Annotated in this window: 24 protein-coding genes; 15 read left to right on the forward strand and 9 right to left on the reverse strand. The window is 56.7% G+C overall.

The annotated features are described in order from the left end of the window. From flgC to ABLQ08_RS18585, 11 genes are all read left to right on the forward strand, one after another. A complete protein-coding gene (gene flgC / locus ABLQ08_RS18535) occupies positions 1-411 on the forward strand; it encodes a flagellar basal body rod protein FlgC (protein ID WP_352944991.1) in 411 nt (136 codons plus the stop codon). A 36-nt stretch (positions 412-447) separates the two neighbouring features. Then, positions 448-762 (forward strand): flagellar hook-basal body complex protein FliE, encoded by a 315-nt coding sequence (locus tag ABLQ08_RS18540; protein ID WP_352944993.1) that lies wholly within the window; start codon positions 448-450, stop codon positions 760-762. A gap of 20 nt (positions 763-782) precedes the next feature. After that, the gene (gene fliQ / locus ABLQ08_RS18545; protein ID WP_297580833.1) at positions 783-1049 is read left to right on the forward strand and encodes a flagellar biosynthesis protein FliQ; all 267 of its coding nucleotides are present in this window, start codon (positions 783-785) and stop codon (positions 1047-1049) included. A 13-nt stretch (positions 1050-1062) separates the two neighbouring features. Continuing rightward, positions 1063-1836, forward strand: a complete 774-nt coding sequence (gene fliR / locus ABLQ08_RS18550) for a flagellar biosynthetic protein FliR (protein WP_352944995.1) — start codon at positions 1063-1065, stop codon at positions 1834-1836. A 9-nt stretch (positions 1837-1845) separates the two neighbouring features. Continuing rightward, positions 1846-2925 (forward strand): flagellar biosynthesis protein FlhB, encoded by a 1080-nt coding sequence (gene flhB / locus ABLQ08_RS18555; protein ID WP_352944997.1) that lies wholly within the window; start codon positions 1846-1848, stop codon positions 2923-2925. A gap of 150 nt (positions 2926-3075) precedes the next feature. Then, positions 3076-5628, forward strand: a complete 2553-nt coding sequence (gene cckA, locus ABLQ08_RS18560) for a cell cycle histidine kinase CckA (protein WP_352944999.1) — start codon at positions 3076-3078, stop codon at positions 5626-5628. Between the two features lie 127 nt (positions 5629-5755). After that, positions 5756-6415, forward strand: coding sequence for a GntR family transcriptional regulator (locus ABLQ08_RS18565; RefSeq protein WP_352945001.1), 660 nt, complete (start codon positions 5756-5758; stop codon positions 6413-6415). 85 nt (positions 6416-6500) lie between these two features. Beyond that, entirely contained in the window at positions 6501-7073 is a 573-nt protein-coding gene (locus tag ABLQ08_RS18570; RefSeq protein WP_352945003.1) for a biotin transporter BioY, read from the forward strand. Further along, on the forward strand, positions 7070-8056 hold the full coding sequence (gene bioB, locus ABLQ08_RS18575) for a biotin synthase BioB (RefSeq protein ID WP_352945005.1): 987 nt from the start codon (positions 7070-7072) through the stop codon (positions 8054-8056). Before ABLQ08_RS18570 ends, bioB begins: the two co-directional genes overlap by 4 nt. A 246-nt stretch (positions 8057-8302) precedes the next feature. Next, complete coding sequence (locus tag ABLQ08_RS18580; protein WP_352945007.1) at positions 8303-8638, forward strand: cupin domain-containing protein; 336 nt, start codon at positions 8303-8305, stop codon at positions 8636-8638. 269 nt (positions 8639-8907) lie between these two features. Then, a complete protein-coding gene (locus ABLQ08_RS18585; protein ID WP_352945009.1) occupies positions 8908-11679 on the forward strand; it encodes an ATP-dependent Clp protease ATP-binding subunit in 2772 nt (923 codons plus the stop codon). 93 nt (positions 11680-11772) lie between these two features. Here ABLQ08_RS18585 and ABLQ08_RS18590 read toward each other — a convergent pair whose 3' ends face one another. The 6 genes from ABLQ08_RS18590 to ABLQ08_RS18615 all read right to left on the reverse strand — a co-directional run bounded on the left by ABLQ08_RS18590 (position 11773) and on the right by ABLQ08_RS18615 (position 15330). Beyond that, entirely contained in the window at positions 11773-12318 is a 546-nt protein-coding gene (locus tag ABLQ08_RS18590) for a YqaA family protein (protein ID WP_352945011.1), read from the reverse strand. Continuing rightward, positions 12302-12931, reverse strand: coding sequence for a lysophospholipid acyltransferase family protein (locus ABLQ08_RS18595; protein ID WP_352945013.1), 630 nt, complete (start codon positions 12929-12931; stop codon positions 12302-12304). Before ABLQ08_RS18595 ends, ABLQ08_RS18590 begins: the two co-directional genes overlap by 17 nt. 3 nt (positions 12932-12934) lie before the next feature. Beyond that, positions 12935-13081 carry a hypothetical protein gene (locus tag ABLQ08_RS18600; protein ID WP_352945015.1) on the reverse strand — a complete coding sequence of 49 codons (147 nt, stop codon included), beginning with the start codon at positions 13079-13081 and terminating at the stop codon, positions 12935-12937. A gap of 11 nt (positions 13082-13092) precedes the next feature. Beyond that, positions 13093-14019 (reverse strand): phosphatidate cytidylyltransferase, encoded by a 927-nt coding sequence (locus ABLQ08_RS18605; protein WP_352945016.1) that lies wholly within the window; start codon positions 14017-14019, stop codon positions 13093-13095. Then, positions 14016-14627: a CDP-alcohol phosphatidyltransferase family protein gene (locus ABLQ08_RS18610; protein ID WP_352945018.1), complete on the reverse strand. Its 612-nt coding sequence runs from the start codon at positions 14625-14627 to the stop codon at positions 14016-14018. Before ABLQ08_RS18610 ends, ABLQ08_RS18605 begins: the two co-directional genes overlap by 4 nt. A gap of 109 nt (positions 14628-14736) precedes the next feature. Further along, entirely contained in the window at positions 14737-15330 is a 594-nt protein-coding gene (locus tag ABLQ08_RS18615; RefSeq protein ID WP_352945020.1) for a TetR/AcrR family transcriptional regulator, read from the reverse strand. A 185-nt stretch (positions 15331-15515) separates the two neighbouring features. On the opposite strand from ABLQ08_RS18615, the gene ABLQ08_RS18620 reads away from it, so the two are divergent. The 4 genes from ABLQ08_RS18620 to ABLQ08_RS18635 all read left to right on the forward strand — a co-directional run bounded on the left by ABLQ08_RS18620 (position 15516) and on the right by ABLQ08_RS18635 (position 21157). After that, entirely contained in the window at positions 15516-16379 is an 864-nt protein-coding gene (locus tag ABLQ08_RS18620) for an ABC transporter six-transmembrane domain-containing protein (RefSeq protein ID WP_352945021.1), read from the forward strand. Continuing rightward, entirely contained in the window at positions 16372-16830 is a 459-nt protein-coding gene (locus ABLQ08_RS18625; protein ID WP_352945023.1) for a DUF2147 domain-containing protein, read from the forward strand. Before ABLQ08_RS18620 ends, ABLQ08_RS18625 begins: the two co-directional genes overlap by 8 nt. 71 nt (positions 16831-16901) lie before the next feature. Further along, positions 16902-18035: an efflux RND transporter periplasmic adaptor subunit gene (locus ABLQ08_RS18630; RefSeq protein ID WP_352945024.1), complete on the forward strand. Its 1134-nt coding sequence runs from the start codon at positions 16902-16904 to the stop codon at positions 18033-18035. Next, the gene (locus ABLQ08_RS18635) at positions 18032-21157 is read left to right on the forward strand and encodes an efflux RND transporter permease subunit (RefSeq protein ID WP_352945026.1); all 3126 of its coding nucleotides are present in this window, start codon (positions 18032-18034) and stop codon (positions 21155-21157) included. Before ABLQ08_RS18630 ends, ABLQ08_RS18635 begins: the two co-directional genes overlap by 4 nt. 83 nt (positions 21158-21240) lie before the next feature. On the opposite strand, the gene ABLQ08_RS18640 is transcribed toward ABLQ08_RS18635, so the two are convergent. The 3 genes from ABLQ08_RS18640 to ABLQ08_RS18650 all read right to left on the reverse strand — a co-directional run bounded on the left by ABLQ08_RS18640 (position 21241) and on the right by ABLQ08_RS18650 (position 24191). Further along, entirely contained in the window at positions 21241-22368 is a 1128-nt protein-coding gene (locus ABLQ08_RS18640) for a choloylglycine hydrolase family protein (RefSeq protein ID WP_352945028.1), read from the reverse strand. A 165-nt stretch (positions 22369-22533) separates the two neighbouring features. After that, positions 22534-23355: an HpcH/HpaI aldolase/citrate lyase family protein gene (locus ABLQ08_RS18645; protein ID WP_352945029.1), complete on the reverse strand. Its 822-nt coding sequence runs from the start codon at positions 23353-23355 to the stop codon at positions 22534-22536. Continuing rightward, positions 23349-24191 (reverse strand): FAS1-like dehydratase domain-containing protein, encoded by an 843-nt coding sequence (locus ABLQ08_RS18650; RefSeq protein WP_352945587.1) that lies wholly within the window; start codon positions 24189-24191, stop codon positions 23349-23351. The genes ABLQ08_RS18645 and ABLQ08_RS18650 overlap by 7 nt, the downstream gene beginning before the upstream one ends.

Raw genomic sequence — 24191 nt, forward strand, 5'->3', positions numbered from 1 at the left:
ATGGACCTGATAAAATCGCTGTTCGTTTCCGCAAGCGGGTTGAAGGCGCAAAATGGACGAATGCGCGTCATCGCGGAGAATATTGCGAATGCAAATTCCACTGGCCGGACACCGGACGAAGAGCCTTACAGGCGGAAAATTCCGACCTTCGAAAATCATTTCGACAAGGAAATCGGTGCCGACCTGGTGGAGCTCGGCAAAATCGCTGAAGACAAATCGCCATTTGAAACGACCTACATGCCCGGGCATCCGGCGGCTGACGCCAACGGCTACGTGCAGTTGCCCAATGTGAACACGCTGATCGAGACAACGGACATGCGCGAGGCGCAGCGGTCTTACGAGGCAAATCTGAACGTCATTGAATCCACGCGGCGCATGCTGCAGCGGACAATCGACATCCTGCGAGCTTGAGCCGCAGCAACTGATTAAGGGAAGGGGGCAATCGCTATGTCCACAGCATCGATTGCAAACAATGCCTACCAGATGGCGGCGAAACTGCAGCAACAGGCCCGTGCCGCGGAAGATGTTGGTGCTCAGCGCGACAGTGTCGACTTCGGCCAGATGGTCCAGGAAGCGGTGGAAACCGTGGTCGACAAGGGGCGTGCGGCCGACGACAAGGCGATCGGAATGATCGAAGGCAAGACCGGTGTCGTGGATGTTGTAACCGCTGTTGCGGAAACCGAGGTCGCTCTGGAGACGATGGTAACGGTCCGTGACCGGGTCATTTCCGCCTATGAAGAAATCATGCGGATGCCGATCTAACCGGCTTTTGGGGGCGATGAATGACCGGCGGCGAAGTACTCGATCTTGCACGCGAAGCGGTGTGGACCATGATCTTGGTCGCGGGGCCGACGATGATTGTCGGGTTGCTCGTAGGTGTCGTCATCGCACTGTTCCAGGCGCTCACCCAGATCCAGGAAATGACGCTGGTTTTCGTTCCCAAGATCCTGGCCATCTTCGTCACGATCCTGATTTCCCTGCCCTTCATGAGCCAGTTGCTTGAAGCGTTCATGGGACGGGTGACGGAGATGATCCTGACAACAGGATAGGTCACGGCCCCTCATGACCATTCAGCTAGATTTTCTGCCAGATGTAGCCGCTGCATTCATGCTGATGTTCGCGCGCCTCGGCACGATGATCATGCTCCTGCCTGCCTTGGGTGAAAGCTCCATCCCAATGCGGTTTCGTCTGACGATCGCGCTGGCGGTCACATTAGTGCTTTATCCCGTCGGCGCGCCACAGTACCCGGCAAACCTGACCGATAATTTGGCCCAACTCCTGATCCTGCTTGCCGGCGAGCTGGTGATTGGTTTCGGTATCGGTCTTTGCGCTCGAATGATCACCTCTGCTCTGCAGATTGCGGGCGTCATAATGGCGAACCAGTCGGGTCTTGCCTTTGCTCTCGGAACGGATATTGCCAACGAAGGGCAGCAAGGTGCGCTTTACGGCAACTTTCTGTCGATTCTCGGTATAACGCTGGTGTTCGTCACCGACACCCACTACCTCATAATCGCGGCTCTTTACGACAGCTTTTCGATCTTTCCGCCAGGCTTTGCGCCGCCGGTGGGAGATTTTACCCAGAATGCGACGGAGACCGTCGCGCATGTGTTTTCAATCGCGGTGCGCATGAGTGCACCGTTTCTGGTCGTCGGTCTGGTCTTCTATTTTGGCCTCGGGCTTTTGAACAAGCTGATGCCGCAGATGCAGATCTTCTTCATCGCCATGCCCGTGAACATCGCGGTCGGGCTGTTTTTGCTCATGGCACTGATCGTGACCCTGATGATGTTCTATCTTGAGCATTTCCAGGAATCACTCGGCAAGTTCATCGTGGGGTAGCGCTGCAGAATGGCTGACGATACCGACGACTCGGAAAAGACAGAGGACCCCACGCAAAAGCGCTTGAAAGAAGCGCATGACAAGGGGGACGTTCCCAAATCGCAGGAAGTCAGCACCTGGTTCACATTGGCTGGTGCGACCCTGATGATTGCGATTTTTGCTCCAGGAACGGCTGCTTCACTGGGCGATCTGATGAAGGGGTATATCGAACACGCGCATCAGATCCCTGTCGACGGCTATGCGCTGAAAGCCCTTTGGCGGGATACAGGGCAATCCGTGGCGCTGATCGTCGGGCTGCCGTTGATCGTACTCGTGATCATGGCGGTAGCGGGCAATCTGGTGCAGCATCAGCCATTGCTGACTGCAGAGACCATCAAGCCGAAACTGTCGAAAGTGTCTCCCGCCTCAGGCTTCAAACGCTTGTTTTCGTCCGAGAGCCTGGTGAACTTTGCCAAGGGCATGGCGAAGATTTCAATTGTCGGCGCAATCATGGTCGCGGTGATGTGGCCTCACCGGGATGAAGCCGACATCATGATCTTTGCGGAAGTCGGCGTCATTCTGCCTGAAGCCAGGGTGCTGATCCTGCAGCTTCTGGCTGCCATACTGGCAGTGATGACCGTGGTCGCAGGGGCGGATTTTGTCTACCAGCGTCACAAATGGTTCAACAAGCAGAAGATGTCGCTGCGAGAAGTGAAGGAAGAATACAAGCAGACGGAAGGTGATCCTCAGGTCAAGGGCAAGATCCGGCAATTGCGCATGGAGCGATCGCGCAAGCGCATGATGTCGGCAGTACCGCAGGCAACCGTTGTTGTTACCAACCCGACTCACTACGCGGTTGCTCTCAAATATGAGCAAGGTATGGGGGCGCCGCTCTGTCTGGCAAAGGGAACGGATGCGGTTGCGCTGAAAATCCGTGAGATTGCCAAGGAAAACGAGGTGCCGGTTGTTGAAAATCCGCCACTCGCCCGCGCGCTGTTCGCAACGGTCGACATAGATCAGGAAGTGCCGGAAGAGCATTACAAGGCTGTCGCGGAAGTTATCGGTTTCGTCTTCCGAATGCGCAAACGGGCTTCCTGGCGTGCGAAATAAGTCGTTGGAAGGTTCTTGTTCGTCCGAACCTTGGGTAAAGGGGTGAATTTCAACAGGACATGGCCTCATATCAGTTGAAATTAGGTAATAAGCACAGAATGCTTGAGTACGGCCTTGGGTAAAGCGAATCGGGCCGGGGAGACAGGACGGATGAGTGACATGGACGGAGCGCCGAGCGGGCCGATGATCAGCCGGCCGGAGCGGTCCGGGAATATTGGCCTGCTAATAGGTCTGGCGCTACTGCTCGTCGGTGCGGCTGCTGCCTTTGCGGTTATGGACCGTGAAGTCGCGCAGCCGTTCATCCTTGCGCTGCTCGGAATCCTGGCCGTTATCGGTGTGTTCTGCCTGTTTGCCGGAGCGATTGGATTTCTACGCCTTTCAGCGCGTCCGGGTGAGGCCAATCCGCTTGCTTCCGCCTTTGTTGATACGCTGGAGGATGGCGCGCTTATCACCGACAAAGAAGGGCGGCTTGTCTATGCCAACAAGGCCTATGCCGATCTGACAGGTGCTGAGGGAGCTGCCGACATTCGCGTTGTTGAACGTGTGTTTTCTTCGGATCCAGACGCTGCTGATGCCATTTTCCGCCTTTCCCAGGCGATGCGCGACGGTCGGCGTGCCCAGGAAGAAATCCGCATGCCGGTCCCGCTTGGCCGGGCGGAAGGCACGGCCCGCTGGTACAGGGTCTCCGTTCGTCCGCTGCAGGTTTCCAAGGAGCGCGGCGGCGGCAAGCCGATGGCGGTCTGGCAACTGGCTGATATTACCCGCGACCGGGCCGAACAGGAAAACTCGTTCCAGGAACTGCAACGTGTCATCAACTTCCTTGACCACGCACCCGCCGGGTTCTTTTCCTGCGATGCCGAAGGCCGCATCGTCTATCTGAATGCAACCCTGGCCGACTGGCTTGGTTATGATCTTGCCCAGTTCGATGCAGGTGATCTGGACCTTTCCGGGATCGTTCGCGGAGACGGAACGGAACTGATCCGTTCGGTAAAAGGGCAGGCTGGTGAGGTCAAGAGCGAGACCTTCGACCTTGATTTCGTTACCAGGAATGGTCGCGGTCTCCCGGTCCGGCTGTTGCACCGCGTGCCGTTCGGCGAAAACGGCCAGCCTGGAGACAGCCGTACTCTGGTTCTGAACCGCTCTCGTGGGGAAGAGGCGTCAGAAGCACTGCGCGCGGCGGAAGTGCGCTTTGCCAGGTTCTTCAACAACACCCCGATTTCCATCGCGTCGCTGGACAAGGAAGGCCGGGTTCTGCGAACCAACGCGCCGTTCCTGAAGCTCTTCGGTGCAATCGATACCGATGATGAATCGCCGAAACTGGAAGCCTATGTGGCCGATAGCGGGCGGGAAGAACTGTCAAAGGCGCTATCCGCCGCGGCAAAGGGGATCGGCGAGATTGCGCCAATCGATATTCCGCTTGTGGAGGGCAATGACCCCCGCTCGGCGACTTTTTACGTGTCTGCGGTGCAGGACGGAGAGGGCGACGGCGAAACGGCAATCGTTTATGCGTTGGAGACGACCCAGCAACGCGCGCTGGAGGCACAGTTTGCCCAAAGTCAGAAGATGCAGGCAATCGGACAGCTTGCCGGTGGGGTTGCCCACGATTTCAACAACGTCCTGACCGCGATCATCGGTTTCTCGGATCTTCTGCTTGCCAGCCACCGTCCGACCGATCCGTCCTTCCAGGACATCATGAACATCAAGCAGAATGCGAACCGCGCTGCCGGTCTCGTGCGGCAGTTGTTGGCGTTTTCGCGCCGGCAGACATTGCGGCCTCAGCAGCTTGAACTGAACGATGTGCTGGCTGATCTTTCGATCCTTCTGGACCGTCTGCTCGGTGAGAAAGTGGAGCTGAAGGTGATACACGGGCGGGATCTATGGCCGGTGATGGCCGATCTCAACCAGCTCGAACAAGTGATCGTCAACCTTGCGGTGAATGCAGGCGATGCCATGGCTGACGGCGGCCGCCTGACGATCCGCACAAAGAACGTCCAGGAAGCTGAGTCCACCCAGTTCGAAAACACCAGGGGCATGCCGCCGGGGGAATATACTCTGGTTGAGGTGGAAGATACCGGTCACGGCATGCCGCCGGACGTGATGGAAAAAATCTTCGATCCGTTCTTCTCCACCAAGGAAGTCGGCAAGGGGACCGGGCTCGGTCTGTCGACGGTTTACGGCATCGTCAAGCAAACCGGCGGTTTCATCTTCTGCACTTCGGAAGTGGATGAAGGCACGACATTCCGATTGTTCCTACCACGTCATATCCCTGCATTCGTTGAAGAGGTGAAGCCGGAAACCAAGGAAGCCGAACCGGAGAAGGTTGCCGATCTCACCGGTTCCGCCTCGATCCTGCTGGTAGAGGACGAGGAAGCAGTCCGCGCATTTGGGGCGCGTGCGCTCGCATCGCGGGGTTACACGGTCTACGAAGCCGGTTCCGGTAACGAGGCGCTGGAAGTGATGGAAGAGACCGATGGTCAGGTCGACCTGGTGGTGTCCGACGTGGTCATGCCGGAAATGGATGGCCCGACGCTGCTGGTCGAATTGCGCAAAACCCGTCCTGACCTGAAAATCATCTTCGTCTCGGGATATGCGGAAGATGCATTTGAGGAAAATCTTCCGGAAGGTGAGCAGTTCTACTTCCTGCCGAAACCGTTCACGCTGAAACAGCTTGCGACCACCGTGAAAGAAGTTCTGGGCAGTTAAGACCGGCTGGTGCGGCATTGGGGATGCTGCAGTAAGGGGCGTTCTTTTAAAACAGAGGCACTGCTGCGGCCACTGACAGCCTTTCAAGCAATTCGACGATGGTGTGTTTTCATTTTATCTATAAAATATGGCGATCATGAAGGATGACACTGTTGCAGGGCGGATCAGTGAAGCGCTTGCTGGCCGCATAATCTCAGGTGCACTCGAGCCCGGAGCCAAGTTGCGCCAGGACCATATCGCTGAAGAATTCGGTGCCAGTCATGTGCCTGTGCGCGAGGCTTTCAGGCGGTTGGAAGCGCAGGGGCTGGCGGTCAGCGAGCCGAGGCGGGGTGTGCGAGTTGCGGGGTTCAGCGTTGAAGAAGTGCGTGAAGTTGCTGAAATGCGAGCGGCGCTTGAAGTTCTTGCTTTGCGCAATGCTGCCCCCAATCTGACAAAAGCCATTTTGGATCAAGCAGAAGTGGCTTCCAGGGCGGGTGATCATGCCGGTGATGTGCAGACCTGGGAAAACGCCAACAGAGCCTTTCACCGGACGATACTCGCACCCTGCAGGATGCCGCGCCTTCTGAAATCCATAGACGATCTTCATGCTGCAAGTGCACGCTTTCTGTTCTCCGGGTGGCGAGCGGAATGGGAAGCTCCGTCTGACCGGGATCACCAGGCCATTCTTGTGGCATTGCGCAAAGGGGATGTCGATGGGGCTGCAATCCTGCTTGGGCGGCATGTGAAGCTGGGTGGCAAGTCGCCAGCAGGCTCTACTCGAATAGCTAAATCTCAGTTTTATAGATAATTTGCAGATATTTCTTGTCTTGAATCGCTGATTGTGGATTTATCTATCTCTAGACGGTGAAAATTATCTATAAAAAGCGAGAAGCATGATCTCAACATCGAAAAGCCTGACCGATAATCTCGGGCAGGCAGCCAAAACCGTTCCACTTGTTGTTGCAGGCGCAGCGCTGATGACGCTCGCGGCGAAAGTCCAAATTCCGTTCTGGCCGGTTCCCATGACCTTGCACACACTGGCAGTCATGGGATTTGCCGCTTGCCTCGGGCCGCGAGTTGCGACCTCCATCTTCCTGACCTATCTGGCGCTGGGAGCCGCCGGCTATCCGGTCTTTTCCGGCACTCCGGAGCGAGGGATCGGGCTCGCCTATATGGTCGGCCCGACCGGCGGGTATCTGGCCGGATTTCTGATCGCTTCCTGGCTTGTCGGAACCCTGTCGGCCGGCAGAGGGTTCTTCGGAACGCTTGCATCCATGCTGGTCGGTCTCGGACTGACCTACGCAATGGGAGTAGCCTGGCTGGCGATATTCGTTCCGTTCGACAAGCTGCTGGCCTACGGCTTCACACCCTTCATTCTTGGCGATTTCGTCAAGATAGGCATTGCTGCGGCGGCCTGCACGCTGATTGCCAACTGGCGCAAGTCCCGTCGGACAGTGGCGCAATGACGGCTACCGACGGTGCTATCAGGCGCGATTGGGACCTGTCAGAAATCGTTGCCCTTCACGAACTTCCATTGCTTGAACTTGTGGGGCGGGCCAATGAGGTTCACCGGCAACACCACGATCCCAATCAGGTTCAAAAGGCGAGCCTGCTGTCCATCAAGACCGGAGGCTGTCCCGAGAACTGTGCCTATTGTCCGCAATCGGCGCATCATCGGGAAGTCGACCTCACGCGGGACCGGTTGATGGACCCGGCCAGAGTGCTGGCGTTGGCGAGCAATGCCAAGTCCGCAGGAGCGGAGCGTTTCTGCATGGGGGCAGCCTGGCGCGAAGTGCGAGACGGCAAGGAATTCGATGCCGTTCTGGAGATGGTCGCAGGTGTGCGGGCGCTTGGCATGGAGGCCTGTGTCACACTCGGCATGCTCAAACCTCATCAGGCGGAGCGTCTCGCTGCGGCGGGACTCACCGCATATAACCATAATCTCGACACCAGCCCGGAATTCTACGACAAGATCATTTCGACCAGAACCTATGGGGATCGGCTCGAAACGATCGATACTGTTCGTGAAGCCGGGATCGAGGTTTGCTGCGGCGGCATTATCGGTATGGGCGAAACCGTAGAGGACCGAGCCTCAATGCTGCAGGTGCTGGCAAGGTTCGAGCCGCACCCGGAAAGTGTTCCGATCAATGCGCTTGTTCCCGTCGCTGGCACTCCTCTGGCCGACCGCGCGGTCATCGATCCGCTGGAGCTGGTGCGCATGGTTGCAACTGCCAGGCTGGTCATGCCAGCCTCCACCGTGAGGCTTTCCGCCGGGCGGGCGGACCTTAACCGGGAGGCACAGATCCTCTGTCTTGTTGCCGGGGCAAACTCGATATTCTATGGCGACACCTTGCTGACAACACCCAACGCCGATCGTGGGCAGGATGAAGAACTGCTTGCGGCAATTGATCGACCCGATTGCCGGGGAAAGGTTTCAACGGCGGCCTGATCCTGAAATTGAACAGGCAAAAGGCGGGCAATGCTTGCCTTTTGCTGACCGGAAAGACTTAAGCACCAACCAGGAAAAGGTATCGGGAGAGGAGGCCTGACACCCATTATGCATACGCGGCGTTTCTTTGCGTGCAGCGTGCGCCGTTGCAATTTTCTGGATACTTATTGCAAAGACGTGTTCAAATGGGCGCCAGATGCAGGCTCTGTTGATGATTGCCGCCTGCCTCCTTTCAAAGGACAAATCATGCAATTGCCTGAGTTTATTCGAAAATTTCCAGCTCTCGATATCCCGTTTCCCGAAGATGTCGTGAAATGTTATGCCATTCGTTCCGATGCCGGGCTTGTCGTCTTCTTCGATTTTCAGAAAGACATGGTGCTGCCGCCGCATTCTCATCTGGCGCAATGGGGTACAGTCCTGGATGGTGAAATCGAGTTCACCATCGGCGGCGAAACCCGGACCCTTGGTCCGGGCGCGATCTACGATATCCCGAGCGGCGTCGAGCACGGTGCGGTCATCAAAGCCGGAACCAAGGCGATTGATGTCTTTGAGGAAGCTGACCGGTATCCGATCAAGGCATGAGTGGCTCTGCCCTTTGCTTGTCGCCGGGGCGCCTCTGTCATTGTTTCCGCATGTGAAAACGGTGTTCGTGCGCAAACCAGTTCCGACTGTTAGCTCACTTTTTGGTTGAAAGACTGGAAGGGTTTGCGCGCACTGGTCGTCAAAACTGCCTTCCCTTTGCCAATCATTTTTCCTAACCTCTTTTCATTGAAAAAGTGGGCGCTCCAATCGAAAACGTTTGGACTGCCGCATTGGATCCTTAATAGGATCAGGGATTTAAGGAGAATGGCATGGCACAGGGATATTGCGATGTGTGCGGCAAACGTGCGGAATACCGGGCGCAGGTGCGCCGGGGCGGACGCCGGAGTGTTGTTGAACTGTGCCAGGAGCATTACGAGCAACTCGCGATGCGCCGTCAGTCGACCTCGCCGATGGATCTTCTTTTCGGAGACGAGATGTTCGGGTCGGATCCCGGCGGTCTTTCAGACCTCGCACGTGCCATGGCAGCGCGGGAGGCTGGAGGAAGCGACGGGGTTGGTTTCGGTGATCGCGAAGCGGTTGATCTGGAGAGCTACCTGACCGACGAGGCTCGCGAGGCGCTTCAGGCCGCTGCCCAGATCGTTGATGAGCAGGGCGGTTCCGTCATTGACACGGAACACCTTCTCTACGTTCTGGCAAACACGCCATCGGTCAAGGACATTCTGCGACGTTTCAAGCTGAATGCATCGGACTTGAAACAGCATATCGAGCACAACTTCTTCAATGATGTCGAGAAGAAGCCGGAAGACGAAGACGGCGAGAAGTCGATGACTGTCTCACCGCGCGTCAAGGCGGCCTTGCAGTCGGCGTTTCGCATTTCCCGCGAATTCGGAAATACATATATCGGTCCGGTGCACATGTTCCTCGGGCTCATGGATATCGGCGAAGGGCGCGCAAACCAGGTTCTGAAGACCTATGGCCTGACACCAGAAGCCCTGCGCCAGAAAGCGGCAAAGGTGGTCGGGACCGGACCGGAAGGTGGTGCGAAACCCCAGTCCGAAACGCCGAAACTGGACGAGTTCTCCCGGGATCTCACCGAGGCAGCTGGGCGGGGAGATCTGGATCCGGTGATCGGCAGATCGAAGGAGATCGGGTCGGCCATCGAAGTGTTGGCACGGCGTACCAAGAACAATCCGGTTCTGATCGGCGAGCCTGGCGTGGGCAAGACCGCGATTATTGAAGGGCTTGCACAACGTATCGTCAATGATGACGTTCCGGAGCAATTGCGCGGAAAACGTCTTGTTGAACTCAACATCAATTCCATGGTGGCGGGTTCAAAATACCGTGGTGAGTTCGAGGAACGCCTCAAGGAAGTCATCGACGAAGTCACCGCCAACAAGGACAGTGTCATCGTCTTCATCGACGAATTGCACACCATCATGGGTGCCGGGCAGGGCGGCGGCGAAGGTGGTCTGGATGTTGCCAATGTGATCAAGCCACCGATGGCGCGCGGTGACCTCAACCTGATCGGTGCGACCACGCTCAACGAGTATCAGAAGCATATCGAAAAGGACGCCGCGCTTGAACGCCGCTTCCAGCCGGTGCTTGTGCCGGAACCGACTACCGAGCAAACGGTGATGATCCTGCAGGGTCTGCGGGACAAATATGAAGCACACCATCAGGTGACCATCACGGACGAGGCGATCTCGGCGGCTGTCGACCTGTCGAGCCGCTACATCACCAGCCGCTTCCTGCCTGACAAGGCCATTGATCTCATGGATACGGCTGCCGCGCGCGTTCGTATCGGTGCGACTGCGCGGCCTCAGGATCTTCTGGAAAAGGACGAAGAACTCCTGAAACTCGAGCGCGAACACGAGTCAGCCAAGGCCAACAAGGATTATGACCGTGCGCAGGAGCTGGACGAACAGATCGATGCCCTGCGGGATGAGATCTCCGACCAGGAGGACACCTGGAAAACCTCCATTGGGGGCGAAACGCCTGTTGTGCAACTGGCCCATGTTGCTGAAGTTGTCGCCTCGCTGACCGGTATTCCAGTGTCTGAACTGACAGAGGAAGAGCGGGACAAACTGCTAAAGCTGGAAGACCTTCTGCATGAGCGGGTGATCGGACAGGACGAGGCGGTGAAGGCCGTCAGCCTCGCGGTGCGGTTGGCACGCTCCGGCCTTCAGGCCAGCGGCAGACCGGTCGCGACGATGCTGTTCCTCGGGCCGACCGGCGTCGGCAAGACAGAGCTGGCCAAGGCTCTCGCGGCGATCGTCTATGGCGACGAAAACGCGATGATCCGGCTCGATATGTCGGAATACATGGAGCGGCACACAGTGGCACGTCTCATCGGCGCTCCTCCCGGATATGTCGGTTACGACGAAGGTGGTCAACTGACGGAAAGAGTACGCCGCCGTCCGTATTCCGTTGTGTTGCTGGACGAGATCGAGAAGGCCCATCCGGAAGTCCACAATGTCATGCTGCAGGTCTTCGATGACGGCCGACTGACGGATGGCAAGGGACGGATGATCGATTTTTCCAATACGATCATCATTGCGACCTCGAATGTCGGGGCGGAAGTCATCCAGGAAAAATTGGCAGCAAACCCGGCGACCAAGTATGACGACCTGAAACATGGCGTCATGGACAAGCTCCGCCACTATTTCCGTCCGGAACTCCTGAACCGGCTGGACGAGATCATCGTTTTCCATTCCCTGTCGAAGGACAACATTCGGGAGATCGTCAGGCTGCGACTGGAAGGGGTCGCGCAAGCCGCTCGCGGGCAGGGCATCACGCTCGGCTTTTCCGAAAGTCTGGTCGACCATGTGGCCGCGGAAGGCTATCTGCCCGAATTCGGCGCACGCGAATTGCGCAGGCAAATTCGAACCCTTATCGAGGCGCGGTTGTCGGAAGAGATCCTCAAGGGAGACATCGGAACCGGGGACACGGTGACGGCTGACTGGCCGGAAGGATCGTTCGGAGTAAAGTTCGACGTTCAAAAGCCGGCAGCGGAACAGGCTGCAGAAGAGGCCAAGGACACCGAGGCCGGGCCGGAAGCAGAAGAATCCGCAGCCGAATAGGCACGAAGCGTTGAAGTGATGCGTGGATGGCGGATTGGTTCTTTGCTGTCCATGCAGTCCGGCAAGGCAATGTCCTTGCCGTACACGAAACCGTCACCACCCGACGGCAGAGAAATAGAACGTGTAGAACACTGCCCAGAGGGCAAGGCTGATTGCCAACTTGGCAGCAGAAGGCAGTCTGTTCCCGATGAATACGGACAGTCCGCCCACAAAAAGGGCCAGCAATAGAAATCTCGGCAGCCGGGCCAGTGGTGTCAGCAGGAAAAGCACAAACGGATTGACGCCTGATTGTCCTGCTGTAAAGGCGAAGGTCTTGTAAGGAACTCCGGAAAATGCACCCTGCAGCATGCCGGTGTAGAACCCACCCTGCAGCAGCTGCTCAACTCGGGCGAAAGTTTCATCCGAGATTCCTGGGACATGTAACAGCAACTGATGCGTCTGGTCCGGAAACCAGACGGCGCCGAGCCACACCAGGGAGCCGCCGAGTGCCGCGGTGACGGATGCAATGAGGCATGCCCAGAGGGCCTTTCTCAAGGAGCGAAGCGCAAGGCTCGTCAGCAGAACATCGGGAACGATGAAGAACAAGGTTGCTTCGGCAAAGCCCCAGAGTGCAGCCAGGGTTCTACTCCCAGGGCGCAAAGTTCTTTTCCGTTGAAAGCTGGGTGAAACGATCCCTCAGGCTGTTCATGAATTGAATCCGGTTTCCCTTCCAAGTGATTGGTTCTCCGATGAAAATATCGCAGAAGAATGGGACGAGCAGAAACGAGCCTTTCGGCAGAGCCTTGCCAAGCCCGTGTGTGAAGACCGGTACGACAGGGGCACTCGGGAACCGTTCCGCGAGGTAGGAAATGCCCTTTTTTAGATCAGTCATCTGTTCCGGTTCGCCACGGGAACCTTCCGGAAACAGGATCAGGACCTTGCCGTCCTCCAATGCCTTGTAACATCCTTCCAGTGGATCTTCAGTCTTGTCGGCGCCACCGCGTTCCACCGGGATGATGCCCAGCACATGCTCCGACAGCCAGGCTTTTTTGGGTGAAGAGAAGAAGTAATCAGCCGCCGCAACCGGCTTGATGTCCTTTAGCCTGGAAAGCGGCATGAGTGCCATCAGCACCATCGTGTCCAGGTGGCTGTTGTGATTGGCAACGATGATTGCCGGTCCATCCGAAGGCAATAGTTCTTTTCGCCGAACGTTCAGCCCCAGAAGGAAAAGCACCGCGATCTTGACGAAGATATAGAACGCTTTTTGCAGCATCGATCAGCTCGCTTCGACCATCTTGGCGATCAAGGCGACAGAAGAGAGTGAAGGTTGTGCTCCGCTCAACAGTTCCGGGCTGACAGAGCTGAGCGCATATCCGTCGCGCGAGAAGGAGCCAAAGCAAGTCGGAATAACGTGGCCTCGCATTTCAGTTCACCTCAGTAGTAGAAGTAGCGCGTGAAGTGAAAGAACAGTGGCGCGGTGAAAGTCAGGCTGTCGATCCGGTCCAGGATGCCGCCATGCCCGGGAATGAGACTGCCAGTGTCCTTGACGCCGAGGTCACGCTTCAGTGCCGATACGGTCACGTCCCCGACAAACCCGGCGACGGCGATGATCAGACCGGCGGCTGCTGCACGCGGCAGATCGAGCGGTGTTACCAGGGGCGCGGTCAGGACGGCGAGAACGAATGTGGTGGCAACCCCGCCCAGAAAACCCTCCCAGGTCTTGTTTGGACTGACGCCTGGAATGATCTTGCGGCGCCCGAAAAGCTTGCCCCAGGTATACTGGGCAACATCGTTGAACTGTGTCAGGAAAATCAGGAACAACAGCAGTCCCGCGCCGCCAGCTTCATTGCCCGGTGTTGGCGGCAGAATGAGCAGGAATGCGGCATGGCTGATGGAAAAGACGCACAGCATCAAGCCCCAGTTCAGCGTGCCGACGGAGCGAAGAAATCCGTCTGTCTGTTGTGACAGCAAGCTGGCGAAGGGCAGGAAGAGGAACATGTAAACCGGGATGAAGACCGCAAACATGCCGTAATAACTGTCATAGACCCAGAAATACTGGACGGGGATCGACAGGTACGCCCAGAAGAGAACGCGACGATCCGCGCGGCGCGTCGGGATCATCGAGAAATATTCCTTGAGCGCAAGAAAACTTATCAGCGCGAAAACAATGATCGAGATCGTGTGGCTGACCAGAAAGGCAATGGTGAAGATCGCTACCATCACCCACCAGCTCTGGGTGCGTTGCACCAGTTCGGTCATCGGCTTTTTCGAACGCTTGGAAAGCGCATAGACGATGACAGAGGCAGCCGCCAGAAGCGTCCAGATGCCGATGAGTGCCCAGTGGATGGCATGCAACGTCATTGTGTATCAAGCTCCTTCAGGGCGTTGCGGGCACGATTGAAAATCGTCACTCCTGAAAGCACCAGCCCAACCGCAAACAGGATCTTGTAAAGCAGCACGCTGGTGAGACCGAGACCCATGAGAAAGCCGCAGAGGCCGAAGAGAGCCGCGCGGTCGCTTTTGCCAAAGGGGCCATCATAGCGGCGGCTGGCTCCGATCTGTACGCCGATCACCCCGGTCATTTCGCCGATGATCGCCAGAACCACAAGGCCGACAACCAGCTCACCTGACACAAAGGGCAGGGCGGCGAAGGGCAGATATAGAGCCGCGTCGGACAGCACGTCACCGAGTTCGTTCAAAACGGCTCCAAGATTGGATTTCTGGTCGTGTTCGCGTGCCAGCATGCCATCAATCGCATTCAGGCCCATGCGAATGAACAGGATCAGCGGCAGGAGCAGCAGGGGGAGCGCTGCGCCGGGAGCAAGCCACAAGGCAAAGCCTTCTATCAGGGACAGAACCAATGCAGCCAGCGTGACCTGGTTGGCCGTGACGCCATTTGCAGCAAGCTTCTTGCAGATGGGACGTAGCAGATCCTGAAATCTGGATTTGAGCTGATAGATGGTTGGCATTGACTGAAAGGTTCCGAAAATCCCGTGGAAACATACATTCAACGAAAAGAAATTGCCTCTTCGATGTAAGGATTAATCCGGAGAAAGTCGAGTGAAAGGAAATACTTGCTTAAAGCAGCCGTCTAACTGCCTGTTTCAGGGAAGCCAATTCCTGCTTGCCCGGTTTGCGTCCTGCAAAAACCGCACGCATGGCCAGTCCCTCGATCAGATCGAGTATGAATTCGGCGCAATCGCGTTCCGATATCGCTGTATCGGCAGTCGTGCCGCCTCGTGAAGCCACTATCTGTCCAGCAAGGGTGGCGACGAGACTTTCCCTGTTTTCCAGAAATCCGCCGACGATATTCGGATTGCGCACCGCTTCTGCGATGATCTCGATCGTCAGGGCCGCATATTCGGGTTGACTGCAGAGCGCCAGATAGCTCGTTACGAAATCTTCCAATGCGGCAAGTGGATCCGTCGTCTGTGTCAGTTGTTCCTGGAGCTCTGCCAACTCCTCGGCTTCAAGCGTGGCAATAGCCGCGATCAGCTCCGTCTTGCCGCTGAAGTGATTGTAGATATTGCCAAGTGAAACACCCGCACGTTTGGCGATGTCACGAATTCCGGTCTGATGAAATCCTTGCTCGATAAAGCAGATGGCAGCAGTTTCCACGATGTGTTTCCGGCGGGCGTCTGCGGTTTCCGCGCGCGACAGTTTTTCACTCATTCAGATTTCTCACCTTGCCCATTGGCAATTTTGTATTTTTCACCTATATCCGGTGAACGATCGTTCGCTCAAATTAAATTCCGGTCATTCGACTTTGATGTTGCAACGACAAATGACACGCGGTTTCGACGCTGTCAGATCCAGGTTCAGCGATACCAGAAACCACTTTTTGAGACGTGTAGAAGATGCAGTTCAAAATCGATCTTCCCTATATTCTGCGAACATTCCGGCAGCGGATTGCGCTGACCTGGGGTATCGTTCTGGTCGAAAACACTCTGATCGCCTTCATTCCTTTGCTGATTGGCATGACCATCGATGGCCTTCTGGCGGGCAGGGTGTCCGAACTCCTCTGGATGGTTGGCATTCTTGCGAGTCTCGGGCTCGTTGCAGTTGGTCGCAGGGTATACGACACGCGGGCCTATGGCACCATTCGGCTCCATCTTGGTTCCGAGCTCCAAAGAAGAACGTCAGATCTTCCAGTTTCAAAGCGAAGTGCCCGGATCGATATGTCCAGGGAACTGGTGGATTTTCTGGAGCACGATACGCCGGAGCTGATCACCGCGATCATTCAGATCGTCGTCAGTTTCGGGGTGCTGATCTACTTCGATATCCGGCTCGGAATTTCTTCCGCGATTGTCGTTCTTGGAATGATCCTGGTTTATGCGTGTTTTCACAGCCGGTTTTATACCTTCAATGCACGGCTCAACGAACAGCGCGAACAGCAGGTCGACTTGCTGTCCGCCGGAAAGCGCCTGGGTGTGTTCCGCCATCTGCGCGCTCTTCGGCGTCATGAGGTTGCAATCTCGGACACCGAAGCTGTGCTCTATGGAGGGATCTTTCTTCTGCAGATCGGCTTTATCGCTTTCAACCTGTTTCAAGGGGCAGGCATTGAAGGCGTGACAGCGGGCCAAATCTTCTCGATCGCAAGCTATTCGTGGGAATATGTGGAAGCTGCATTGTTGCTGCCAATCGCGCTTCAGAGCTGGTCGAGGTTGAGCGAAATCACAACAAGGATCAATTCTCGGCACAATGGAGTTCTGGATGCTTAACGTCACTGACAAGGGTCTTGGCGCTGCAGCTGCCGCATTCGCTGCAATCAACCTGCTCTCATCGCTACCGGCAATCGCGAAGTCGCCACCTGAGGGGTTTTGGCTGACTGAGGACAAGACCATCGCGGTTGCTCTTGGAGCGTGCGAAGAAGAAAGTTCGAAGCTGTGCGGCATCGTCTCAGGGCTTCCGGGTGCTGCGAGCGATGCGGAGCTTGCGCGCTACAAATCGCAACTGTGCGGATTACCGGTCCTCTGGAACCTGCAATGGGCGAGTGAAGGAGAGCGCTGGGAGCGAGGCAAGATCCTCGATCCGGAAACGGAAATGGTCTACGACCTGCAAGCCTCGATAAAGGGCTCTCTCCTGGTGTTGCAGATAATCGGCGAAAACGGAAAGCCGGGCGAGACCATGACCTGGCAGAAGATCACGACCTTCAAGGAAGCCTGCTGGTAAGGCGCTTCCCGTCTGGCGCCCCCCAATAAATCCGGAAGCAAAGCAGCCACCGGTCACCTGGAGAATTGAACATGAGAAAAGCGCTGTGGATTGCGCTGGCGCTGGTGATGCTTGCCGGTGTCGCCATTTATGTGAGCACGCTGGAAGACCCGGTCGAGGCCAATCAAGATGCCTCGGCAACAACCTTGCGCCCTGTGGGTTACGTGTCTGCCGAAGTTGGAGATCATGCAGGCGTTGTTTCCGTCTTCGCCGAAGTCACGCCTCGCTGGCAGGTGGAGCTTCGCTCACGGGTTTCCGGTGTTGCAGATCAGGTTGCGCCGACTGCGCTCGGAGGCTTCCGGGTTGCAAGGGACACTGTTCTTCTGACCCTTGAAGACGCGCCTTATCTTGCAAACCTCGAAGAGGCCCGCTCAACGCTGAAAACGGCAGAATTCGAGCTCCTCCAGAAGGAAAAGAAACGCGATATCGCGCTAAAGGATTGGCGTGCGGTCAACCCGAATGTCGAGCCGCCGGAAATGGCCATCCATTTGCCGGAAGTCCACGTCGCCGAGCAAAGGGTTGCAGCCGCAAAGGCCCGTGTCGGGGCAGCGGAATTCGATCTGCGTTCAACAACCATCAGGGCACCGTTTGACGCAATCATCACCAAGAGATCGGTCAGTCCGGGTCAATCCGTTAATGAGGGAGACGTTCTGTTCTCCCTGCTTGACGACAGCCAACTGGATATCAGAGTTTCACTTTCCGCCAAGCAATGGCGGCTTCTTGCGGACAATTGGGACGAAGCTCAGGCGCTCCTTTTCAGCGAAGCCGGCGAATTCGTTGGAGAGGCCAATGTAAAGCGCGGTGGTGGCTTTCTGGAACCCAAGTCGCGCCGGTATCAGCTCTTTCTGGAAGTGGAGAATTCGGACAGCACGGCGGTTTTGCCGGGACAATTCGTGCGCGTCGCCCTCCCTGGGAGAACGATCAGCTCAACCTTGCAGATTCCCGAAAGTGCTCTGACGCAAAACGGGTTCGTCTGGTATGTCGATGACAATGATCGCCTGCAACGTTTCGAAGCAACGGCGCTCTTCAGAAACAACGGTGAAGTCATCGTCGAAGCTCCGGAAAACAGTCAGCCGGAAGGCGCGTATCGGATCGTTCCCCTTCCGATGAGCGCGTATCTGCCAGGGCAGCAAATCTCACCGGTTGAAGCGGGGGCAGGCAAATGACCTGGCTCACCAACTGGTTCATCCGCAATCCCGTCGCAGCCAACCTGCTGATGATCTTCATTCTGGTGGTCGGTGTGACGTCTCTCATGACCATCCGGATCGAAGGGTTTCCGAAGATCCCGGCCGACACCGTTACGGTGACGACGTCCCTTCCGAATGCCTACACAGCGCAGGTTGATGAGCAGGTTACGCGCAAGGTCGAAAAGGCTGTCGAAGCGTTGGAAGGAGTCAAAGCGGTCCGCTCCAGCTCTGAACCAGGAATTTCCGTGGTATCCATTCAGAAGACCAATGGCTACGCGCTGCAAAAGCTCCTCGACAATGTCCGACTCAAAATCGACGGCATCTGGGATCTGCCAAAAGATGCGCGCCGACCGGTGATTGAAGCGAATAATTTCGATGTTCCGGCGCTTTACGTCCAGGTGTTCGGAGAAACGGACCTGAAAACGCTGCAACGCATTGCGCGCAATCTGCGCGCAGACCTGCTTGCAAGCCCGGAGATCTCCAGGGTCAACAACTGGGGGCTTCAGGACCAGGAAATTGCGATTGAGTTTCTGCCGGGAACACTGGAACGGCTCGATCTGACCATTGCCGATGTCATGACCCGGATCCAGGAAGCATCCCTCTATTTTCAAGGCGGGACCCTGCGTACGGAGGGCGGATACATCACGCTGAGGGCAGACAGTCAGGCCTATTCGCTCAGGGATTACCAGGAAATCCCGATTGTTCAGTGGCCTGACGGTACCACCACGCTTCTTGGAGGTATTGCGCGCATTACCGATGGATTTGAGGAAGTCGATATCGAGACCCGGTTCAACCGGATGCCTTCGGTCGGTATGGAGGTACTAATTGGGCGGAAAGACAATCTTCTTCGCGTTTCGGATGCAGCCGAAGCGATCGTTGAAGAGGCACGAAGCGGGCTTCCCGATGGCGTGGAAATCGCGATCTGGGGCAACTCCCGGGATTACATCTCCGACCGCCTGCAGCTTTTGAGCAGTTCAGCCCTGCAGGGCTTGCTGCTGGTTGCCCTGATGCTGGCGGTGTTCTTGAACGTGAAACTGGCGTTTTGGGTCGCGATGGGTATTCCGATTTCCATTGCAGGTGCTCTTGCCGTCTCAACGACCGGCTGGATTGATTATTCCCTTAACGACATCACCACCTTCGGCTTCATCATTGTGCTTGGCATTCTGGTGGACGACGCCGTTGTTGTCGGGGAGAGCGTTCATGAGCAACGCAAGAAATTCGCCGACCCGCTGAAGGGAACCGAAGTCGGGGTTGAGCGTGTTTCCATGGCGACTGTGTTCGGCGTGCTGACCACCGTGGCGGCCTTCTTTCCCATGCTGCTGATCGACAATCCGCTCGGCAAGGTTCTGGCGAGCTTTGCCGGTGTCGTGATCCTGGCGCTGCTGTTTTCGCTTCTTGAGAGCAAGTTGATCCTGCCGGCTCATCTGGCGCATATCTCGATGGGCGATACATCAAGCCGAGGCATGCTGGCGCGCGGTTGGGGCAAGGTTCAGTCAGTGGCGCAAGGCGGGTTGCTGAGTTTCAGGGACCGGATCTATGCGCCGGTTCTGGGTTGGTCACTGCGCAACCGGTACGCAGTTCTCATTCTGTTTGTTGCCGTTGCCACGCTGGTCTTCGGCCTGATGGCAACCGGGCAGATCAAGTCGACCTTCTTTCCGAATGTGCCCGGGCAAGTGATATCCGTTTCCCTGAAGATGGATCAAAGGGCTCCTGCGCATCTCACAAGGGAAAATGTCGAAATCGTCGAGAAGGCCGGACTTGAACTGAAAGACGATCCAGCCCTCAAGAACGCAATGGGTGAGGGCCCTGTCGAGCACCTGTTTGCATTCGTGAGCGGCACGACAACCGCTGAGCTTTACATGGAGCTCACACCATCGGCTGAGCGGCCCGGACTGACCACAAATGCCATTCTCGAGGCCTGGAAACAGAGGGTCGGACCGCTTGAGGGTGTTTCCGATCTGACATTCTCTGCGTTCGAGGAGTTTGGAGGTGGATTTCAGATCCGCCTGATTGGATCAAACCGGGAGCTGCTTGAGCAGGCCAGCGTTGAAGTTCGTGAAAAGCTTGCGACGTTCGAAGGTGTTTCCAACGTGCGCGATACGTTCCTGACCGGTCAGCCCGAGCTGCGCCTCAAACTGAAGCCGGAAGCGCGCTCCCTCGGTTTCACATCCGAACGCCTTGCAAGCCAGATCGGTTTTGCATTCGGTGGCGGCGAAGCGCAGCGTATCCAGCGTGGCTCGTCTGAAGTCCGTGTCGTGGTGCGCAACGTGCTTGAAGCCCGGAACCGGATTGAAGACCTGATGGCACTGCGCCTCAAGAGCCAGAATGGAGACTGGATCGCGCTTTCATCGGTTGCCGAGATCGTCCCGCGTTACGTGTCGGAGCAGATACAGCGCCGGAACGGTGACCTGATCGTCACGGTACGTGCGGACGTAAACCGCGAGATCGTAGCCCCGGAGGAAATTGCGCAGGCTTTGTTCAATGGTTTCGCGCAGGAAATTGAAGCCAGATATCCCGGTCTGACTGTCGATCAGGGTGGTGAACTGGAACAGATCGGCGAAACAAGAGGCGGGCTCCTGCGGGCCTTTATCATCGCCTGCCTGCTCATCTATATCCTGATGGCGGTGCCGCTCAAATCCTACTGGAAACCGGTGATCATCATGTCGGTCGTGCCGTTTGGTTTCGTCGGGGCAGTGATCGGTCACGGCATCATGGATCTGCCGTTTTCTCTTCTGTCCTTCTTTGGAGTTCTGGCCCTCATTGGGGTGGTCGTAAATGACTCGCTCGTGATGATGACGTTCTACGTTCAGTCGCGAGAAGAGGGCATGGCTCACGAGGAAGCAACGCTCCGATGCGGCATTGACCGGTTCCAGGCGATCTTTCTGACCACGGCAACCACGGTTGTCGGGCTTATGCCACTCATGAGCGAGACATCGGAGCAGGCCCGTTATCTCATACCGGCGGCCGTTTCCCTGGCCTATGGCGAGATATTCGCAACGCTGATCACCTTGATCCTGATACCGGTGCTGCTGGCGATTTCGGAAGATGTTCGAAAGCTGGTGTTCGGAAAACACACTTCGAAATCACTGAAGACTGCGTAACGGCTGTAGGCGCTATGTGGCAAAATGAGAGGTGGTCGAATTTGAACTGCCGGGGACCTTCTCCGGCAGTTTGCTTTTTTGGGTCAGTTGACGGGTGTCAGGTCGAGAACGTCCTGTGACTTTTCCATTTCCAATGGAATGCGGATGATCTCTTCGCCCGAGAAGTCCAGCGCCTTCAGGGATACTTTCCGCAGCCGGCGATTGTGCTGGGTATGGAAATAGAGATCCCGGTTTTCCTGGTCCCATGCCGTGATCCAGATCGTGGAGCTGCGCATACCTTTGAGATTTTCGGCGGCTTGATCCGAGCCTTCCGCAGCACCCAGCGGAACGTTGAAATTGTCGAGAATTCGCAAGAGCTCGTATGTTGCTTCGCCAGCATTTTCCGTCGGCCGCGCTGTCTGCGACCACGCAACGGCCCTGACAAAGCGCGATGGCGGCGTGAAGTCTCCCGGCAGGCCGATCATGCCGCTGCCACCGCCGAGCGGCGAGAAATTCATGTCCTCCAGGTTCTTGTCCGGAAGTGCGACGGCAGACAGGTTCAGATAGTTGCGGAGATTGGTGATGTGCCAATCAAACCCCGGAGCGTTGGTGACCACACCAAGCGGGTTGTCGAACAGGCGCAGTTCCCCGTTCTCATATTCAATCACCAGAGACTTGCCTGACGGCTCAACGACCATCCAGTGGGCCTGAACCGGGATGCCGATTGCCTCTTCAACAACGGCAACCACCCGAACGTCCTCGAGGCCTTTCCTGACCTCTTCGATGGTTGAAAACCGAGTGAGAATGTAGGCCAGCAGATCAACTGCCGTAATGGTTTCTTCGTCCTTTGCGGCGTCATACTCCGGGTAGGCCGCGAAGCCCGGGTGGTAGAACATACCACCGGCGAGGCCTGCCTCGTTCATGCCGTCGGCAAGAAAATCCTTCTCAAGCATATCGAGACCGACAACGCCGTATTTGGACGCCCAGCGCTTCCCGTTCACACCGTCGGGGGTGGTCCCGGTAAAGGTAAATCCACGCGGTATGATTGCGACGCGGGAATTGAGGTCGAACGCTCCCCATTCCATGCTTCGGCCATAAACCACCCCGCCGTCTTCGGCGATCAAACGAATGCCGGTACAAGCCTGGGCCGTGTTCAATGAGGTACTTGCCAAGAAAGTCGCAAGCCCAAGGGTCATCAGTCGTCTCAAGCGGGTAAATGCAGAATTTTTCATTACAATCTCGATGAATCTGAAAAAGGAATGCGGAAAAAATGTTCCAAACTCGAAGGGTTTTCAAGGTGTGGAGACTACGAACAAAGGCGCAGTATCTGCCGACAAGACGAAACCTGAATGCTCCAGCGCGCAAATGCAGAAAGAGCACGCCATGAACAGTCCAAATCAGGATTCGCCCAAGGCATTCGACGGACCCAATTCCGTCGCAGACGCAAGAATTGACCGGGCCCGGATACGAACCGGTTCGTCCACCATCTGACCGTCGACCGAGACTGCACCGTCGCCTGAATCCAGGACGCGCTGGGCCCATGACAGCTCTTCTTTCGTTGGAGCAAAGGCCTGCCTGACTTCGGAAACCTGGATTGGGTGAATGCAGAGCTTACCGGTCATGCCAAGGCTGCGTGCGTGCTTCGTGTCTTCCCGGAGTGTTTCAGCATCATGTAACTGTGCGGTAACTCCGTCGAGCGACGCAGCGATACCTGCCAGCCTGGAGGCAAGCACCAGCTCGGATCGGACGGGAAGCAGAACCTCTCTTTGGTGGGCACAGCCAAGATCAGCGCAGTAGTCGATCGAACCGAAGGCCAGGCGGACAACACCGTCAAGTCCCGCAATGACGCGAACATTGGCGAGGCCCTTTGCCGTTTCGATCAAGGCGATCACGGGGACGCGACGTCCGAGTGAAGTGTAAAGCGCAGAAATCTCGTGTGCGTCCTCGGATTTCGGAAGCATGACGGCGGAGATCGGAAGGTTCCCGATAGCTTCAAGATCCTGCGAATGCCAGGCTGTGCCGATGCCGTTGATCCGGACAATGACGGGCTGGTCCGTGAAACCACAGGTCAGCGCTGCTCGTGCGGCATTTTTGTCTCGCGCGGAAACTGCATCTTCGAGGTCAAGAATGACCGCGTCGGCTTGTGAGGCTGCGGCCTTTGAAAATCTATCCGGTCGATTTGCGGGAACAAACAGCGGAGCCTGAATCAGGTCTACCATCGGGCGTGGGCCTCCATGGCAATCGGGCCATCAGGACGCGCAGTCCAGAGCGTCAGGCCGTCTGGAGTGCTGGCAGCATTGATCGTGAAATCGTCGGTGTCGAAAAGTGCGGACGTGCTGCGAAAACGAAAATCTGCTGGCGCTTTGCCCTTGATATCTGCCGCAAGCTGACAGAGCAGTGTTGCCTGCAACGGCCCATGTACAATCAGACCCGGATAGTTTTCCACGTCACGCACATAGTCCTGGTCATAATGAATGCGATGCGCATTGAAGGTGATTGCAGAATACCGGAAAAGATACGCAGCCGATGGCGTTATGCGGCGCGAATGTTCTGCGACCAATGCCGGGGCAGCCGCGGTTTCTCTGACCGGGGGAGAAGCGGCTTGGGCTTCCCGATAGACAATGTCCTGCCGCTCGGTCATCGCCAGTTGCCCGGCAGATGAGATTTCATGCTCAACGGTCACGAAGCAAAGTCGGCCCGTGCGGCCCTGCTTCACCACGACATCCCTGATCGTGGATATGCGAGTGACCAGGTCTCCCACTCGAATGTCACCGTGAAACGAAAACTGTCCTCCCGCCCACATGCGCCGAGGAAGTGGAACCGGAGGAAGAAAGCTGCCGCGCGCAGCGTGTCCATCCGGCCCAAGCTCTTCGGTGAGTACGGTCGGCTGCGCAAGGCAAAAATGAATGAGAAGCGGTGCAACAGCGCCCGGCTCGACCTTGAAATCCCTGTCGAATGTTGCGTTGAACTGGCAAACAAGCGTTTCGCTCAGAACCTGCGAGGCACTGTCTTCGCGTCCGATCCAACCGCGCAGATGGTCGATATCCGGTTCCAC

The organism is Roseibium sp. SCP14, from assembly GCF_040329475.1.
GTDB lineage: Bacteria > Pseudomonadota > Alphaproteobacteria > Rhizobiales > Stappiaceae > Roseibium.